The sequence below is a fragment of the Bacteroides faecichinchillae JCM 17102 genome (assembly GCF_000614145.1).
Taxonomy (GTDB): Bacteria; Bacteroidota; Bacteroidia; order Bacteroidales; family Bacteroidaceae; genus Bacteroides; species Bacteroides faecichinchillae.
Genome location: NZ_BAKK01000065.1, coordinates 1 through 17378, shown reverse-complemented (window position 1 = coordinate 17378; position 17378 = coordinate 1). Strand labels below are relative to the sequence as shown.

At 39.9% G+C, this 17378-nt stretch carries 13 protein-coding genes and 3 pseudogenes; 4 read left to right on the top strand and 12 right to left on the bottom strand.

The annotated features are described in order from the left end of the window. A pseudogene (locus JCM17102_RS32275) lies at positions 1-95 on the top strand (DUF4248 domain-containing protein); the annotation flags it as partial. 568 nt (positions 96-663) lie between these two features. Then, positions 664-1152 (top strand): HU family DNA-binding protein, encoded by a 489-nt coding sequence (locus JCM17102_RS19370; protein ID WP_025076366.1) that lies wholly within the window; start codon positions 664-666, stop codon positions 1150-1152. 236 nt (positions 1153-1388) lie between these two features. Here JCM17102_RS19370 and JCM17102_RS30025 read toward each other — a convergent pair. The 5 genes and pseudogenes from JCM17102_RS30025 to JCM17102_RS19350 all read right to left on the bottom strand — a co-directional run. After that, a pseudogene (locus tag JCM17102_RS30025) lies at positions 1389-1540 on the bottom strand (DnaB-like helicase C-terminal domain-containing protein); the annotation flags it as partial. Between the two features lie 79 nt (positions 1541-1619). After that, a complete protein-coding gene (locus JCM17102_RS19365; RefSeq protein ID WP_025076365.1) occupies positions 1620-2375 on the bottom strand; it encodes a succinate dehydrogenase/fumarate reductase iron-sulfur subunit in 756 nt (251 codons plus the stop codon). Between the two features lie 36 nt (positions 2376-2411). Beyond that, a complete protein-coding gene (locus tag JCM17102_RS19360) occupies positions 2412-4391 on the bottom strand; it encodes a fumarate reductase/succinate dehydrogenase flavoprotein subunit (RefSeq protein WP_025076364.1) in 1980 nt (659 codons plus the stop codon). A 36-nt stretch (positions 4392-4427) separates the two neighbouring features. Further along, entirely contained in the window at positions 4428-5132 is a 705-nt protein-coding gene (locus tag JCM17102_RS19355; protein ID WP_025076363.1) for a fumarate reductase, read from the bottom strand. A gap of 120 nt (positions 5133-5252) precedes the next feature. Next, positions 5253-6125, bottom strand: a complete 873-nt coding sequence (locus JCM17102_RS19350; RefSeq protein ID WP_025076362.1) for a helix-turn-helix domain-containing protein — start codon at positions 6123-6125, stop codon at positions 5253-5255. A gap of 296 nt (positions 6126-6421) precedes the next feature. On the opposite strand from JCM17102_RS19350, the gene JCM17102_RS19345 reads away from it, so the two are divergent. After that, the gene (locus JCM17102_RS19345) at positions 6422-7993 is read left to right on the top strand and encodes a glycoside hydrolase family 30 protein (RefSeq protein WP_025076361.1); all 1572 of its coding nucleotides are present in this window, start codon (positions 6422-6424) and stop codon (positions 7991-7993) included. Between the two features lie 196 nt (positions 7994-8189). On the opposite strand, the gene JCM17102_RS19340 is transcribed toward JCM17102_RS19345, so the two are convergent. Then, positions 8190-9128, bottom strand: a complete 939-nt coding sequence (locus JCM17102_RS19340) for a sugar phosphate isomerase/epimerase family protein (protein WP_051573019.1) — start codon at positions 9126-9128, stop codon at positions 8190-8192. Positions 9129-9549: 421 nt separating this feature from the next. Between JCM17102_RS19340 and JCM17102_RS28540 the strand changes: the two genes are divergently transcribed. Next, positions 9550-10251 (top strand): AraC family transcriptional regulator, encoded by a 702-nt coding sequence (locus tag JCM17102_RS28540; protein WP_275564442.1) that lies wholly within the window; start codon positions 9550-9552, stop codon positions 10249-10251. Positions 10252-10263: 12 nt separating this feature from the next. On the opposite strand, the gene JCM17102_RS19325 is transcribed toward JCM17102_RS28540, so the two are convergent. The 6 genes and pseudogenes from JCM17102_RS19325 to JCM17102_RS19300 all read right to left on the bottom strand — a co-directional run bounded on the left by JCM17102_RS19325 (position 10264) and on the right by JCM17102_RS19300 (position 17246). After that, positions 10264-11211, bottom strand: a complete 948-nt coding sequence (locus JCM17102_RS19325) for an immunoglobulin-like domain-containing protein (RefSeq protein ID WP_245798637.1) — start codon at positions 11209-11211, stop codon at positions 10264-10266. Between the two features lie 272 nt (positions 11212-11483). Continuing rightward, positions 11484-13057: pseudogene (locus JCM17102_RS28535) on the bottom strand (S41 family peptidase). Between the two features lie 44 nt (positions 13058-13101). After that, a complete protein-coding gene (coaD, locus tag JCM17102_RS19315) occupies positions 13102-13560 on the bottom strand; it encodes a pantetheine-phosphate adenylyltransferase (protein ID WP_025076358.1) in 459 nt (152 codons plus the stop codon). After that, positions 13557-15437, bottom strand: coding sequence for a DNA topoisomerase IV subunit B (locus JCM17102_RS19310; protein WP_025076357.1), 1881 nt, complete (start codon positions 15435-15437; stop codon positions 13557-13559). Before JCM17102_RS19310 ends, coaD begins: the two co-directional genes overlap by 4 nt. Before the next feature lie 84 nt (positions 15438-15521). Then, positions 15522-16661 (bottom strand): hypothetical protein, encoded by a 1140-nt coding sequence (locus JCM17102_RS19305; protein ID WP_025076356.1) that lies wholly within the window; start codon positions 16659-16661, stop codon positions 15522-15524. Between the two features lie 150 nt (positions 16662-16811). Continuing rightward, the gene (locus JCM17102_RS19300) at positions 16812-17246 is read right to left on the bottom strand and encodes a helix-turn-helix transcriptional regulator (RefSeq protein ID WP_025076355.1); all 435 of its coding nucleotides are present in this window, start codon (positions 17244-17246) and stop codon (positions 16812-16814) included. Between the last annotated feature and the right edge of the window lie 132 nt (positions 17247-17378).

Genomic DNA, 17378 nt, shown 5'->3' with positions numbered 1-17378 from the left:
TACCAACAGGTTATTTACCATACAATCATCGGTATTTGACTGCTAAACAGTATAAGATTATAACAAAACATCTAGGTGATCCTTATGAGGATTAGGGTATAAGTGACCCGATTGAAAACCAAAGGCTGTAAACTTTTAAGAAGTTTGCAGCCTTTTTTGTTACGTAGATACAGGTTAGAAGCTTTGTAAAGTAATGCTATAGTTTATGTATAAACTATATGACCGTTTATTCATAAACGATGAGGTACTTTATTATAAAACGTGAAAGTGGGTTTAGCATAAACGATTCACTTTTTTCTATATATTCTCTACTCTAAAGATGGTTCTGATATTTTCCGGATCTATAAAAATAGTAAATTATCAGGATATATTATTGATTCTTTCAATGATGCAAACAAATGAATTTTTATATGTATGGTCAATTATGTATTCAAAATGATATTAACGCATTTATCGGGAAAAAATGTAATCTTGATAATAAATTGATTAATAAATACTTATAACTCCTATTTCTTTTCAGCGAATGGACGAAAGGGGACACAATGGGGACAAAAGGGGACTGGACGGTTTGCAGCATGTTATATCTTTGCAGAGTCATTTGAAACAACAACGAATGGCAAAACAGTAAACCTTATTTTTTTAACCAATTAAACTTTAACAATTATGGCTTTAGAGTATGTAGTAACAAAAAGAGTGTTCGGTTTTGACAAAGACAAAAACGAAAAGTATGTAGCTAAATCGGTTCGTTCTGGTAAGGTAAATTTTACAAAGATGTGTCGTAAAGTGAGTGAACTTTGCGGTGTGCATCGAAAAGTAGTAGATCTGGTAGTGACCGGATTGGTGGATAAGATGGCCGAGGATATTGACGATGGAAAAAGTGTTCAGCTGGGTGAGTTTGGAATTTTCATGCCTACCATTTGTGCGAAAAGTTCGGATAGTGCAGAAGAGGTATCGGCAAAATCTATTGTTCGGAGAAAGATTCTATTTTATCCGGGAAAGATCATTAAATCTACTTTGGAGGATATGAACATAATACGTCGTACCCAACCTGATACGGACTATACAGATGGTAACAACAACAATGGTGGTAGCACAGGAAAGCCCGATACTGGAGGCGATGATAATGGTGAGTCTCCCGACCCGACATTATAATGGACAAATGCTTGTAGTAGTAAAGAGGCTATTTTAAAATAGAATTTGAAAGTTCCATAAATTAATAGTTTAACCTCTCTTTAAAAAAGGATCCCCTTATTTTATCCCTGTTTAATGAATTGAAAATGGGAGAAATAAGGGATGATTGTTATATTTCGGGTATTAGTTTTAGCTCACTCCAAAGTATTCGGTCGAAGTTTGATTTTTAGTCTGAAAATTGTCGAGTTGTTAACTTGTACTACTATATCATCTTCCGGATTTGAGAAACGAGTAAATTCACCCTTGAATCGAAGTAGAACTTCGCCTGTGGCACCGTTACGATGCTTGGCAATAATAACTTCTGCTATCCCACGTAGATCTTTCCTCTATCCTCTTGATAAACTTTGTAATCCTGTTTGGAGAATAAAGAAATCCCCTGTTGGCATTGCCGGCAGGGGATTCTTCTATTAATCAAATCAAGCTTTTGCTTAGTCTTTCAACTTAGCTATAATAAAGTCGCGGTTCAAACGAGCGATATTGCTGATAGAGATGTTCTTCGGACATTCAGCCTCACAAGCACGAGTGTTTGTACAGTTACCAAATCCTAATTCATCCATTTTAGAAAGCATTGCTTTTGCACGGCGCAAAGCTTCCGGTTTACCTTGCGGAAGCAAGTTCAACTGGCTAACTTTAGCAGATACGAACAACATAGCAGAACCATTCTTACATGCGGCAGCACAAGCACCACAACCGATACAAGCAGCAGCGTCCATAGCTTCGTCGGCAATCTGCTTCGGAATCAGGATAGCATTCGCATCCTGAGGAGCACCTGTACGTACACTTACGTAACCACCAGCCTGCATGATCTTGTCATAAGCAGTACGGTCTACCATCAAGTCTTTGATCACAGGGAAACCTGCTGAGCGCCAAGGTTCAACAGTGATTGTATCGCCGTCTTGGAAACGACGCATATAGATCTGGCAAGTAGTAGCACCTGTTGCAGGACCGTGCGGGTGTCCGTTGATATAAAGAGAACACATACCGCAGATACCTTCACGACAGTCATGGTCGAATACAACCGGTTCTTTTCCGTCACTGATCAACTGTTCATTTAGGATATCCAGCATTTCGAGGAATGAAGTATCACCTGAGATATCTTTCATTTGGTAGGTTTCAAAAGCGCCTTTAGCCTTTGGACCGGCTTGGCGCCATACCTTCAGTGTAAATGATATATTTTTATCCATTTTCTTCTAATTCTTTTTAATGTTTAACTTCACCGATTAGCTCTTGTAGTTACGGGTCTGAACTTTGATGGCTTCGTATACCAGCGGTTCTTTATATAATACCGGAGCCTTTTCGTCATCACCCTGATATTCCCAGCATGCTACATAGAAGAAGTTCTCGTCATCACGTTTTGCTTCTCCTTCTTCAGTCTGGTATTCTTCACGGAAGTGACCACCACAACTTTCATTACGGTTCAAAGCGTCATAAGCTACAAGTTCACCCATAGTGATGAAGTCGTACAAACGGATTGCTTTGTCAAGCTCTACGTTCATACCTTCTTTAGAACCAGGGATAAACAAGTTAGTTTCGAATTCTTTGCGGATTTCTTTTAGTTTGGCAATACCTTCTTTCAAACCTTCTGCGGTACGTCCCATACCCATGCATTCCCACATTATATGACCCAGTTTCTTATGGATAGAATCTACAGACTCTTTACCCTGAATGCTCATAAAGTGATCAATCTTGGCCTGGACTGCTTTTTCTGCTTCTGCGAACTCTGGAAGATCGGTAGAGAAGCGAGGAACAGTGATCTGGTCAGCCAGATAGTTTTGAATAGTGTAAGGCAATACGAAGTAACCATCAGCCAAACCTTGCATCAATGCAGAAGCACCCAAACGGTTTGCACCATGGTCGGAGAAGTTACATTCACCGATGGCAAACAAACCTTTGATCGTAGTTTGCAGTTCGTAGTCTACCCAGATACCACCCATCGTGTAGTGGATAGCCGGATAAATCATCATCGGGTTATAATATTTCACGCCATTCGTTTCTTTGGCCAGTTCACCTGGATTAACGTCAGTGATTTCCTCATACATGTCGAAGAGGTTACCGTAACGTTGAAGAACAATGTCAATACCCAAACGGTTGATAGCTTCTGAAAAATCAAGGAATACGGCCAAGCCTGTATTATTCACACCGAAACCAGCGTCACAGCGCTCTTTAGCGGCACGACTAGCAACGTCACGTGGAACTAAGTTTCCAAATGCCGGATAACGGCGTTCCAAGTAATAGTCGCGATCTTCTTCAGGAATATCACTTCCCTTAATTTCACCTTTCTGAAGTTTAATAGCATCTTCTTTCTTCTTTGGAACCCAGATACGTCCGTCATTACGAAGAGATTCAGACATTAATGTCAGTTTAGACTGCTTGTCACCGTGTACCGGAATACAAGTCGGGTGAATCTGAACATATGCAGGATTAGCGAATACAGCACCCTTGCGATAGCAAGAAATGGCAGCTGTACAGTTACATCCCATAGCGTTAGTAGAAAGGAAGTAAGCGTTTCCGTAACCACCGGTGGCAATTACTACTGCATGAGCTGCGAAACGTTCCAATTTGCCTGTGATTAAGTTTTTAGCAATGATACCGCGTGCACGTCCGTCAATAATAACAACGTCTTGCATTTCGTAGCGGGTATACATTTTTACAGTACCTGCGTTTACCTGACGACTCAATGCAGAGTAAGCACCCAACAACAACTGCTGTCCGGTTTGGCCTCTAGCATAGAACGTACGTGATACCTGCGCACCACCGAAAGAACGGTTGTCCAGAGTACCACCATATTCGCGAGCGAAAGGAACCCCTTGCGCTACACATTGGTCGATGATAGCATTAGACACTTCGGCCAAACGATAAACGTTCGCTTCGCGGGCACGGTAGTCACCACCCTTTACTGTATCGTAAAACAGACGGTAAACAGAGTCACCATCATTTTGATAATTTTTAGCAGCATTGATACCACCTTGTGCAGCAATAGAGTGTGCACGACGCGGAGAGTCCTGAATACAGAAGTTGAATACTCTGAAACCCATTTCACCAAGTGAAGCAGCAGCAGAAGCACCTGCCAGACCCGTACCTACAACGATGATATCCAAACGGCGTTTATTAGCGGGGTTCACCAATTTTTGGTGAGCTTTATAGTTAGTCCATTTCTCAGCCACCGGGCCTTCTGGAATTCTTGAATCTATTTTGATCATAATCTTATTTACAATTTAATCATTTACAATTTACATTTAGCAAGCACCGCTACACATCAGTGTTCTCAAGAAGAATACCACAACAACTAGTGCGAAGCCGAGTACTACAATCGTAGCATAGATGTTAGAAATACATTTCCAACGGTTGAGCCATATTTTGTTGTTCCATCCCAATGATTGCATAGAACTCCAGAAACCGTGAGTCAAGTGGAACCATAATGCAAACAGCCAAATCAAGTAAAGTACTACGTAAACCGGACTAGAGAAAGTTTGCTGGATATGATAAGCACCGTTAGCTGCATAAGCTAAAGTTAATGTATCAGCATGCATATCCATGTTGTGCATCAATTCTGGCAATTGCATTTTTGCCCAGAAATTGAAAAGGTGCAAACCAAGACCTACAATTACAATGATACCTAACACTAGCATGTTCTGAGAAGCCCATTCTACTGTTTTGGGTTTATCAACTACTGCATAGCGTTCGCTACCACGCGCTTTGCGGTTCTGCATGGTCAGCCAGAATGCATAGATGATGTGAATTACGAAGAGGGCAGCTAGTGCTAAAGTAGCTACTAAGGCATACCAGTTTGCTCCCAGGAACTCACAAATCATGTTGTAACCATCAGCCGAGATGATTGCAACAAGGTTCATCGCCATGTGAAATGTTAGAAACAGGACAAGGGCGATACCGGTAACGCTCATCACCACTTTCCTTCCTACAGATGAATTACTTAACCACATAAATGATTGAATTTAAATTATTTAATTGTTAGAACTAAAATTTCGTTATTTTACACTACTTACAGACTGCAAAAATAGAGCAAATTGATTGATTGACCAAAGAATTAAAGAAATAATTCCTTAATCAGGGAGCTTTCCGATTTTTTCACCGTTAGCCGCTTTCTTACGTAATGCGCGCGGAGTATCTCCAAAAGAATCTTTGCAGAAATGGGCGAAGTGGGATAAAGAGTCGAAACCGTATCGATTACTGATTTCAGTAATACGCATTTTTGTATGCTGGAGATCCTCCAAAATACCTTCCCGTTTTTTCTCTAATATCCATTCGTAGACAGGTATACCGTATAGGTTTCTAAAAAGACGTCGGAAAGTAGTAGTCGTATATCCTCCTAAATGTGCAAACTCTTCTACATTCTTTACTTTGTTATAATTTTGCATGATAAAATATTGAAAGCTTTCCGTATAGCTACTGATTGGATAGAAAAAAGCCCTTAATTGAGGGAGTGGATAATAGGTGATGATCAAAAATATTAGTTCCTGACATTTCAGTTCGATGAACTTGCCACAAGGAGGTTGTTCGTCAAGATAACTGGCGAGGTCTGTGACCAGATACTGTAACTGGGAATTCATGACCATTGGAGTGTAAGTGATCGGAGCTTCTGCTTGTTCAATGATTTCTTGGTAACGAGCGGGGCAAACTACTGGTAGTTCATTAAACCAATAGCATATATACTCCACTTCTGTGAGTGCAAGCAATTCCATTTTTGACCCAATAGCTTGAAGAATAAATTGTCTGTCATATAATACGGTACCAGGATATTCTTCGCTATTGATCAGCAATTCGCCTTTAATCATGAGAAGTATGCAATTTTGTGTACACTTATCTTTAGGGAAATGCTGTCCTCTCGACAGTTTTCTGTAAACACATATGCCTTCAGTAACTTTAGGGCATTGTGAGCAGTCTGTGGTAGATTTGCAGAAAGGATCTCTTGCCATGAATTTAATTGTAATTAATTCCTATAGGGAGCAAAGATAAAGTTTTTCTGGGAAAATATAGATAGTAATGGTATCATTCCTTCTTTATTCTTGTTTGATTTATAACGTTCATCCTGGTTTTATGTGCAATATCTTAGTCCTATTTATGTTTTTCTCATTGCTTAGAAAATTACGGGTAAAGATCAATTGCTGAATAATATATTTTTGTAAATTTGTCTATTCTAATGCTAACACTCCAATAGCTAGGTCGTTAGAGTGATGTTCAGAGTTTATTATTTGTTTAACGTATATTTTTGATGAGAATAAGATTATTGATTGCTTCGGTTGGGCTATGGATTATAAATACGGCGGTTTGGTCACAATCTGCTGTCTGTTTTCAGATAGAGACTTCAAAACCTTGCCAGACGATGGAGTATTTTAGTGCATCTGATGCATGGAGTATGCAGTTTATCGGTCTTTGGCCAGAGGAGAAACAAAATCAGATAGCCGACTGGTTATTCAGTACAGAGAATGACGAAAACGGACAGCCGAAAGGAATTGGTTTGTCACTCTGGCGTTTTAATGTCGGGGCAGGAAGTGCCGAGCAGGGAAAGGCTAGTGAGATTTCTTCCCCTTGGATGCGTACCGAATGTTTTTTGAAACCTGACGGGACTTATGATTGGAGTAAACAACAGGGACAACGCAATTTCCTGAAACTGGCAAAAGAACGTGGAGTCAATAAGTTTTTGGCCTTCTTGAATTCTCCTCCTGTCTTTTATACTCAAAATGGATTGGCTACTAATACAGGTCGTGGAGGAACAGCGAATCTTAAATTGGATTGTTATAAAAAGTATGCTTGTTTTCTGGCAGATGTAGTACAAGGTGTGGAAAAACACGATGGAATTGAATTCGATTATATTTGTCCTTTTAATGAACCCGATGGACATTGGAATTGGGTGGGACCGAAGCAAGAAGGCTGTCCGGCAACCAATAGGGAAATAGCCCGTACAGTCCGTTTATTAAGCAAGGAATTTGTGGACAGGAAAGTAGATACACAAATTTTGGTCAATGAATCATCTGATTATCGTTGTATGTTCAGTACTCATATGACTGATTGGCAACGCGGGTATCAGATACAATCGTTTTTCCGTCCGGACAGTGTGGAAACTTATTTAGGGGATCTTCCGAATGTTCCCCGATTGATAGTTGGACATGGCTATTGGACAAATACTCCATTGAATGCTTTGCGTGGTATTCGATCTCAATTGCGTGATACATTAGATAAATATAAGGTGAGTTTCTGGCAAACAGAGATCTGTATCATGAGCAATGATGAAGAGATTGGTGGTGGTGGAGGTTTCGACCCTACCATGAAAACGGCACTTTATGTAGCTCGTATGATTCATCATGACATAGTGTATGCTCAAGCTAAAAGTTGGCAATGGTGGCGTGCTATCGGTGAAGATTATAAAGATGGCTTACTACGTGCATATACAGACAATGATTTCCGAAATGGTCGTGTGGAAGACTCCAAACTGATGTGGGTATTAGGTAATTATAGTCGTTTTATTCGTCCGGGAGCTGTCCGGTTGGCGATTTCTGCATTTGATAATGCCGGAAAACTGATTCATGAAGGAGATACAGATCAGAAAGGTTTGATGTGTTCTGCTTATAAAAATGTAGATGGAACGTATGTAGTTGTACTCATTAATTATGCTAATGAAGATAAGAGTTTCTCGGTCGGAAAAGTGATAGGGAAAAAGATAAAATGGAGGGTTTACCGTACTTCGGATCGAGAAGGAGAGAACCTGAAACCTATTGAAAAAGTTAAAGGAGGTCAAGTAAGCCGAATTCCTGCGCGTTCGGTCATCACGCTTTTTTCTGAGTAAAGTGTTTCTCCTACCTTACACATATTTGTTAGCGGATGCAAAAGGAAGAAAATGATATGAATATTCTTGTATATCAATTGTTTATTACCGTTGCAGATGTGTGACAGTAAAATTGTCTGCAACACATCTACAACGGTATTTTACACACAGGTAATAAGCTATGCGTTAGGAATATAAGCCCTATAAAAGAGTATTCTTATTTTTTCACGAACTTCGCATTATTCAAATATTCTATACTCTTCTGTGCAGCCTCAAATACTTCATTCATAATCTGCTCTTGAGTATATTTACTACCATCAGCATTCTTCTTATCGCGTATATACTGTGGAGTTTCAATCTCAACAAAATAGTTTTTCATACCATTTTTGTAGAACTGCGTGAAGATACCTTCAAAGTCTATTGTTCCGCTTTCGCCGATAACGAAATCATCCTTAATGTGCAACAGTTCTATACGTTTAGGATATTTCTTCAAATACTCTACAGGAGACTTACCTCCTTTTGTACACCAATAAACATCCAATTCAAGGCATACATATTTAGGATCTGTATTCTCAACGAGATATTCCCACATAACCTTATCGCTATCTTTTAATTTCTTGAACTCACCGGAATGGTTGTGATATCCGATTTTCAATCCGTACTCTGCGGCAATTTTGCCAACGCGGTTGAAGTAGTCGCACATACGCTGTACATCCTTTACGGTGTAGTCCACACCATAGCTCGGAATAACAAAATACTTGCCACCACATGCTTTCTGGGTTTCAAAGAGCTGACGCCAACGTGCCATAATTTCATCTTCTTTGGCAGGGTCCTCTTGAATGCCGGAATGCGTTGAGGTAATTTTGGCTCCGTTTTTATCACAGAGGGCTTTGAACTCATTGGCAGGAAGACCGAAAACCTTTGGGTCTCCGCCCCACTGTACCAACTCAAATGAATTGTAACCCATATCACCAAGTCTTTCAACAGATGCTTTAGGATCTTTTTTCATGGCATCCATTACTGAGTAGAGTTGAATACCGATTGTTTTCTTTTTCTTTGCCGAAGCCATTTCGGGAGTTGCAAACATGGCAATTGCCATAGCCACACAAACAAATGTGGTTAATGGTTTGCCGCACAATTCAAATAATTTTTTCATAATGTTTCTATTTGGTTGAATTAATATTATAGTCTTATATTGCTAATTGTTGTTACCTACGATTGCATAGAACGAAAAATCCTTTTTCTGTTAGATCCCATCTCCTGACTGTGTTTTTACAATAGTCAAATCCTCCAACAAGATGACTGCGTGAATCTGAGTCGAATATGAATTGTAATCTTAATACAAAGTTAGTACTTTATAAAATCTTCCATTTGCTTCATTTTTCATAATGATTGTCTTATATTTGCATAAATCGTGATTTTAAGACATTCATATGGCATTTTTGCAAGAATAGTACAATGATATCGTTCAAGGAACACTCTTTTTCTTTTAATAATGTCAGTCTTGCTCCGAGTGAACAAATAGGCTACACCGACAGCCTCTATGGGAACTTTCGTATATTGTTACCGGATCGGGAATGAGACTTATAGGAGATATGACGGAACCGTTTCAATGTGGAGAAGTGGTGATGATACCTCCCGAGATTCCGCATTGCTGGATTTTTAATAATAATGATACTGACTCCAATGGGCAAATATCCAATATTACAATTACTTTTACCAATGAATTTCTTGATAACTGTTCATCTGTGTTTCCGGAACTTCGTAGATATATAGAACAGTTGAAAGATATTCGTGGTGCTGTGAAATTCGATAAACGGAACACCAGTTTCATAGCCTCGATTATGAAAGTGATGTGTGGTCAAAATGATGTGGGACGTCTTTCGTCAATGATCAGATTGCTTTCAATCATATCAATAACAGATAAGGCGCATATTGTAGGTGCATATAATATGATTGATAAAAAACAAGAACGGTTGAATATGGTACATACCTATGTAATCTGTAATGCTACCCGTAATATATCCCTTGACGATGTGGTGCGTTATGTGGGAATGAACAGATCTGCCTTTTGTGTATTTTTTAAACAAGCTACAGGAAAGACTTTTGTGACCTACTTAAATGAGTATAGGATAGAACTGGCTTGTCAATTGCTGAAACAGAAAAACATGTCTGTCTCGGAGATCTGTTACCATGTGGGATTTACCAATATCCCATATTTCAACAGAACCTTTAAAAAGATGAAGGGATGCTCTCCTACGAAATTCTGTAATGATTAATAGGGAATCGTTCTATTTTACTTCAAACTCCGTAGTCAAATAAACTTCCAGTTGTAACCCAATTTTGTATTTACCGGGAGACAGTTTACCTGATTTGAATCTTTCTTTTTCATTAGGATCACTCAGGCGATTGACATCCCATGATACTGGAATACTGAATAGAATTGCTTCACCGCCTTGTAGCAAAGCATGTTTTTTCATCCACTCAGCTTCTCCTACCCAGCCCGAACGTGCTAATGGATGTACGCTATATAATTCATCTGTCCCTACACTAGGCAGAAATTCAGGCTGTACAGATAAGTTGGTGTGATTCTCAAATATAACATGAATAGAATCATTGTCTGATTGCAATACGCGAAAGCTGAAAGCGCCATTCATTTCACTACCTTCCACAGGCTGAATACTGCGGTCTGTTAAATTACAGTAGGTATGAATATTCTCAAATACATAGAAATGTATTCTGTATTTATTAGGTTTCAATGGGTTCTTGAATTCCGACATATTGATGTATTCCGGTAATGTATCACCTTTAGATAGGTCTCTTCCCACGCCTGCAAATGCTAAATTGTCTATGAACGGGAAAGTAATCCATTTTCCATCTTTCCACTCTTCCATCCAATGATATTCCGGTTCGGCTGTAGGAGCATTGACATTTATCACATCAAGTTGAATCTGTTTGGTTTGAGGAGAATAAACGGGCTTTTGTGTCTTTATTTTATAGACGTCAGGGTGAGTAACTGCAACGTTAGAGAGACGTTGAAGAGTTACCCGATTTTTATAATTTTCTATCTCGGACAAGGAGATCGGAGCATCTATGTCGTATGGTTGAATAGTGGAATCTGTGACTACAATGTTGGTCGCACTGTCGGCTGTGCCGATTATCTTTGTCTGCTTGTTTTGATTTGTACATCCCATAATCAGGACATAACATAGCAGATTACATAACACTATTCTTTTCATAATTTTATGCTTTACCGTTGGATGACCGTAAATGTATGGAAATAAATCAGAAAAGGAAAGCGTATGTTTGAAATAAAAATTCTGCTGAAGAGAGTTTTGGGGAGAATATGGTATGTTTGATGGAAATGATTTCTATTAAATAAACCGGAAACTACAACTATGCTGCAGTAAAGTTATCGGCAACATAGTTGTAATCCGGATAAATATGATCTGTCAGATGAATAAAGTATTCCTTGTAACAGCAAACAGATTTTTTATAAATCTAGTAAGAATTATTTCAACTTCGCCTTATATTCTCCACTATTCAATATTTCCAGTGCCTTTTGAACGCTTTCATTGGTAGTATTCATTACCCGGAAATACTCATTTATATCCCAGAGATCGCGTGCAATAAGTGCTTTTAACTGTGTCTTGATAAGTGGCAACGATTTCTGATATTGTTCCTCATTGAACTTCACTTCTTCTTTATCTCCCATTTCACGCAAAGTGGACAACATATCATTACTGATGTTGAACTTCTTATTGAAATCTTCAAAATTCTTATATTCGCTGGTCAATTCTTTCCGATGGTTCTCGATATATTTCATCGTGAACTTTGAAACAATACCTTTGGCTACCAGGTTACGATGATAATTCGTAAAAAGAGTCGTATCGATTGGTACAAAATAGTCAGGCATGATACCACCTCCGCCGTAAACGGTACGTTTCAACTTCTTGGTCTGTACTTTCAAAGAGTCGGGAAAATGGATACTATCAGCATTCATCAATTCGCCATGGTTGAAACGGTCGATCAGGTCTTTATTGTAATCGGTCTCGCTGTTGTAAGGCTTCTGGATGGAACGGCCGGTAGGAGTATAGTATCGAGCCACAGTCAGACGAATCATCGAACCGTCCTGTAAGGGAACTGGACGTTGTACCAACCTTTTCCGAAAGAACGGCGTCCTACAATTACTCCTCTGTCCCAGTCTTGAATAGCACCACTTACGATCTCGCTGGCTGAGGCTGTATATTCATCTACTAACACGACGAGACGACCGTTACGAAATTCTCCCTTTCCATTGGCAAGGGTTTCATTGCGAGGGGCAGTTCTCCCTTCGGTGTAAACAATCAGTTCATTCTGATCCAGAAACTCATTGGCAAGATCTTGAGCTGCGCTCAGGTATCCACCTCCATTTCCTTGCAGGTCGAGGATGAGGTCTTTCATTCCTTGTTTCTGTAGCTCCTTCATTGCTTTCTTGAATTCTTCTGCTGTGGTAGCTCCAAACCGGTTGATACGAATATATCCTGTACCCGGTTGAATCATATATGAAGCGTCGAGACTGTAAATAGGAATTTTATCTCTTTTTACGGTGAACACCAACGGATCTTTTACACCGCGGCGAATAACCGTCAGATTAACTTTCGAATCTTTCGGACCACGAAGTCGCTTCATTATATCTTCCGTACTCATCTTTACTCCTGCAATGGTGCTGTCATTAACCGCTACAATACGGTCCCCGGCAAGGATACCTACTTTTTCCGAAGGCCCGTTGCTGACAGGTTGTATCACTAACAGCGTATCTTCTACCATCTGGAATTGTACACCGATACCTTCAAAGTTACCTTGAAGAGGTTCGTTCATCTTTTTCACTTCTTCTGCATTTGAGTAGGTTGAGTGCGGGTCGAGTTGAGCCAGCATCTTGATGATAGCTTCCTCTACCATTTTGTCCTCATCTACTTCGTCCACATAAAACCTGGAAATAGCCATCTCTGCCATTTGAAGTTTCTGCAAAGCAGGCGAACCGAAGTTCTGGGCGTGTGCAGTGATTGCCCACAGACAAGCAAGTAATATACTTAGTTTTTTCATTATCATCCTTTCTCTTCTAATTTATAAGTCTCTGTCGGGAGGTGTTAATCATTCATTTTCATTCCTTTAGGGATGAACTGGCTGATATCTTTGTTATAAGTTAGCAATTCGCGTACGATCGTTGAGCTGACACATGTCAATTCCGGTTCTGTGAAAAGTAGAATTGTTTCGATACCTGCCAGTTTACGGTTAATATCTGCGATAGTTTCTTCATACTCGAAATCTTTTACTGTACGGATGCCGCGAACAATGAACTGCGCTTCTACCTGTTGGGCAAAGTCTATCGTCAGACAGTCATAAGACATCACTTTGATGCAGGGATTGTCCTTGTAGAGTTCCCGGATCATTTCCTCTCTTTTCTCGATAGGAAAATACGTATTCTTGTTTTCGTTGATACCAATTCCGATCACAATCTCGTCCATAAAGGTAAGTGCACGTTCTACTACCGAATAATGTCCGATGGTGAAAGGGTCGAAAGTACCCGGAAATATTGCTTTTCTCATGATGCCAAGTCTTCTTCTATAACTAAGTTGTCTATAATAAAGTTCTGCCGTTCCATTGTATTTTTACCCATATAGAATTCAAGCAACTCTTTTACAGCATCCGTTTTGCGTAATGTTACTTGTTCCAAACGCATATCTTTGCCAATAAAATGCTTGAACTCGTCCGGTGAGATCTCTCCCAGACCTTTGAATCGGGTGATTTCCGGATTGGGACTAAGTTCACTGATAGCATTGATACGTTCTTCTTCGCTGTAGCAATAAATCGTTTTCTTTTTATTACGTACGCGGAAAAGCGGCGTTTGCAAAATGTATACGTGTCCCTTTTTGATGAGATCGGGGAAGAATTGCAGGAAGAAGGTAATCAGCAAAAGGCGAATGTGCATACCGTCCACATCTGCATCAGTTGCCACAATTACTTTGTTGTAGCGTAATCCTTCTATTCCTTCTTCAATATTTAGAGCTGCCTGAAGCAGGTTGAATTCTTCATTTTCATAAACTACCTTTTTGGTTAGTCCGAAAGAGTTTAATGGCTTACCACGAAGACTGAATACTGCCTGGGTATTGACATCACGGCTTTTCGTGATAGAACCACTAGCAGAGTCTCCCTCGGTGATAAAGATGCAAGACTCCTCTTCCAAACCTTTTCCTTTCGGATCATTCAGGTGGATACGGCAGTCACGCAACTTACGATTATGCAAATTTGCTTTTTTGGCACGTTCGCGTGCTAACTTCGTTACGCCTGCAATGGCTTTACGTTCTTTCTCCGACTCCTGGATTTTTTGGTACATAACGTCCGCAATATCCGAATTTTTGTGCAAATAGTTGTCTACTTCCTGTTTGATGAAGTCGCCTACGTATTTATTGACTGTTATGCCACCGGGTGCCATATTAGTAGAGCCTAACTTGGTCTTAGTCTGACTCTCGAAAATAGGTTCTTCCACATTTACAGCAATAGCGGCTACCAAACCGTTACGTATGTCTGTATAGTCTAGGTTCTTATTATAAAACTCCTTAATTGTGCGGGCAATGTGTTCTTTGAAAGCACTCTGGTGTGTGCCTCCTTGGGTCGTATGTTGTCCATTAACAAACGAATAGTATTCTTCTCCATACTGTCCGGTATGCGTGAAAGCGATTTCTATATCTTCTCCTTTCAAATGGATGATAGGATAGAGTCCCGTAGCTGTCATGTTGTCATTCAACAAATCTACCAGACCATTACGTGATAGGATGCGATGGCCGTTATAGATAATGGCAAGTCCGGTATTGAGATATGTGTAGTTGCGCAACATTGTTTCTATAAACTCTGGTTTAAAACAATAGTTCACAAACAAAGTGTTGTCCGGTTCAAAGAAAATATAGGTTCCGTTTTCCTCTTCCGTATCTGCTGTCTTATCTGTCAGCAATACTCCTTTAGAAAAGGTAGCCATACGCACTTTACCGTCCCGATAGCTTCGTACTTCGAACTGCGAACTCAGTGCATTGACAGCTTTCACACCGACACCATTTAGTCCGACACTTTTCTTAAATGCTTTACTGTCATATTTGCCACCCGTGTTCAGCATACTGACAGCTTCTATCAGTTTTCCTTGCGGAATACCACGACCATAGTCGCGAACGCTGACACGGAGATTCTCTTCAACAGTAATTTCGATCTTCTTACCTGCTTGCATTTTGAACTCGTCAATACTGTTGTCAATTACCTCTTTCAGAAGGACATAGATTCCGTCTTCGGCATGTGTGCCGTCGCCCAGCCTACCGATATACATACCGGGGCGTGTGCGCACATGTTCCATGTCGCTTAAGTGTCGGATATTGTCGTCTGTGTACTCTACTGTTGTATTGTTATTGTCTACAGATATCAATTCGTTCTTTTCCATAATATTTAAATGAAAAATGGGGAATGAAGAATGAAGAATTGCCATACAGCATAAAAGCGCAGCCTATTTCTTCATTCTTCATTCTCAATTATTAATTTCCTTGATGAACGCACGGCGACGCTTATGTTGCTTAGTTTCAAAGTAATCCCATTGCGCCTGAACTTTTCCGTTCATTTCCAGTTCAGGGTTGCTTTCCGCAAAGATAAAACCTAATTTTTGATAAACCGGAATTAAATCGGAAAATAATAAAGCATTAACACCTTTATTCTGATATTCAGGTTTTACTGCAACAAGCAGCAGATCGAGCATTTTAGCACGACGTTTCATGAATAATGCTTTCAAAAGATAGAACCATCCGAGAGGCAACAGGCGTCCATGTGATTTCTGCAAAGCTTCGGATAGAGAAGGCATTGAGATACCTACACAAACTAATTGGTCATCGGCATCGGTGATTAGTGTGACCATTCGCAAGTCTACGATGGGCAGGTACATTTTCACGTACTGATTGATTTGTCGTTGCGACAACGGTGAATATCCGTAAAGCGGACTGTAAGCTTCGTTCATCAGTTCGAAGATTTGCTGTCCATACTCTTTGGCTATCTTTCGTGAAGAAGTATATTTCTTGATTTTGAGATTATATTTTCGTTGGATCAGGTCGGAGATTCGTTTGTGCTTTTCAGGAATAGCGTCGGGGATGTATATTTTATATTCTACCCAGTCAGCATCCTTGCCGAATCCCAATTTCTCCATGTGCTCCGGATAATAGGGGTGGTTGTAGATAGTGGCCATAGTACTAAGCTGATCAAAACCTTCAATGAGCATTCCTTCTGCATCGAAGTCGGTGAATCCCAGCGGACCTACGATATGAGTCATTCCCCGTTCTTTTCCCCATTCTTCTACTGTTTTGATCAATGCAGAAGAGATCTCTAGATCATCAAGGAAGTCGATCCATCCGAAACGGACATTCTTGCATCCCCATTTTTCGTTGGCGCGCTTATTGATAATAGCGGCTACGCGCCCCACAATTTCATTATCTCTGTACGCCAGAAAATAGTCTGCTTCACAAAATTCGAATGCTGCGTTTTTCTTTTTGTTGAATGTGTTGAGCATATCGTCGTAAAGGTCGGGCACAGAATAAGGGTTTTCTTTGTAAAGTTTGTAATTGAAACGAATGAATTTCTTCAATTCTCTCTTCGTTGAAACTTTCTTAATTGTAATAGCCATATCTCGTATTTATGATTAGAGGAAGCAAAGATACGTGATAATCTTTAATATTCATCGTTCAGGGGCTCAAAATCCAAAGCGATGACTTTGAATTATTGTTCCTGATCTGTTTATGTTACTGTGACTTACGACAATAAAGCTATTTGTTTGTCAGACAATTGTCTTCTTTTTGCAATACATTTCCCGGAATTCGTGAGGTGTCCTACCTTTCTTCTTTTTGAAAATACGATTGAAGTTTGATATATTATTATAGCCATATTCAAAGCAAATTTCTGCTACTGTCTTGTTGGAGTCGATCAACATACGAGTAACCATACCGATTCGTATGTCAATCAGATATTCTGTAAAACTTCTTCCTGTATGCTGACTGAAGAACCGACTGAAAGCTCCTTCACTCATATTGGCTAGTTCGGCTACTTCGCGGAGAGTAAGATCGCGCATATAGTTTTTCTTTATGGAGTCGTCTACCAATCGAATACGCCGGCTTAGTACATTGGCGTCTGCATTGGCAAAGCATGAGCTGGACAGTGAGCGAGTATCTGTCGCCAAAGACATTTCGTAGAGTAACGAAAGAAAAGTTATCACTGAATAGAATCCTTTCTCTTCGCAGTTGGAAAATCCAGCGTAAGATGCCCCCTAAAACCAAGCTATTCTATCCCCTTGTGCCAAAATAATCCTGTCCCCTTGATTCCAATATAAAAATGCCCCTGTCAGACT

What these genes read in the sequence shown, in the direction of transcription:
- JCM17102_RS19370 (WP_025076366.1), top strand. Translation starts at nt 664, where the DNA reads ATGGCTTTAGAGTATGTAGTAACAAAAAGAGTGTTCGGTTTTGACAAA.
- JCM17102_RS19365 (WP_025076365.1), bottom strand. Translation starts at nt 2,375, where the DNA reads ATGGATAAAAATATATCATTTACACTGAAGGTATGGCGCCAAGCCGGT.
- JCM17102_RS19360 (WP_025076364.1), bottom strand. Translation starts at nt 4,391, where the DNA reads ATGATCAAAATAGATTCAAGAATTCCAGAAGGCCCGGTGGCTGAGAAA.
- JCM17102_RS19355 (WP_025076363.1), bottom strand. Translation starts at nt 5,132, where the DNA reads ATGTGGTTAAGTAATTCATCTGTAGGAAGGAAAGTGGTGATGAGCGTT.
- JCM17102_RS19350 (WP_025076362.1), bottom strand. Translation starts at nt 6,125, where the DNA reads ATGGCAAGAGATCCTTTCTGCAAATCTACCACAGACTGCTCACAATGC.
- JCM17102_RS19345 (WP_025076361.1), top strand. Translation starts at nt 6,422, where the DNA reads ATGAGAATAAGATTATTGATTGCTTCGGTTGGGCTATGGATTATAAAT.
- JCM17102_RS19340 (WP_051573019.1), bottom strand. Translation starts at nt 9,128, where the DNA reads ATGAAAAAATTATTTGAATTGTGCGGCAAACCATTAACCACATTTGTT.
- JCM17102_RS28540 (WP_275564442.1), top strand. Translation starts at nt 9,550, where the DNA reads ATGAGACTTATAGGAGATATGACGGAACCGTTTCAATGTGGAGAAGTG.
- JCM17102_RS19325 (WP_245798637.1), bottom strand. Translation starts at nt 11,211, where the DNA reads ATGAAAAGAATAGTGTTATGTAATCTGCTATGTTATGTCCTGATTATG.
- coaD (WP_025076358.1), bottom strand. Translation starts at nt 13,560, where the DNA reads ATGAGAAAAGCAATATTTCCGGGTACTTTCGACCCTTTCACCATCGGA.
- JCM17102_RS19310 (WP_025076357.1), bottom strand. Translation starts at nt 15,437, where the DNA reads ATGGAAAAGAACGAATTGATATCTGTAGACAATAACAATACAACAGTA.
- JCM17102_RS19305 (WP_025076356.1), bottom strand. Translation starts at nt 16,661, where the DNA reads ATGGCTATTACAATTAAGAAAGTTTCAACGAAGAGAGAATTGAAGAAA.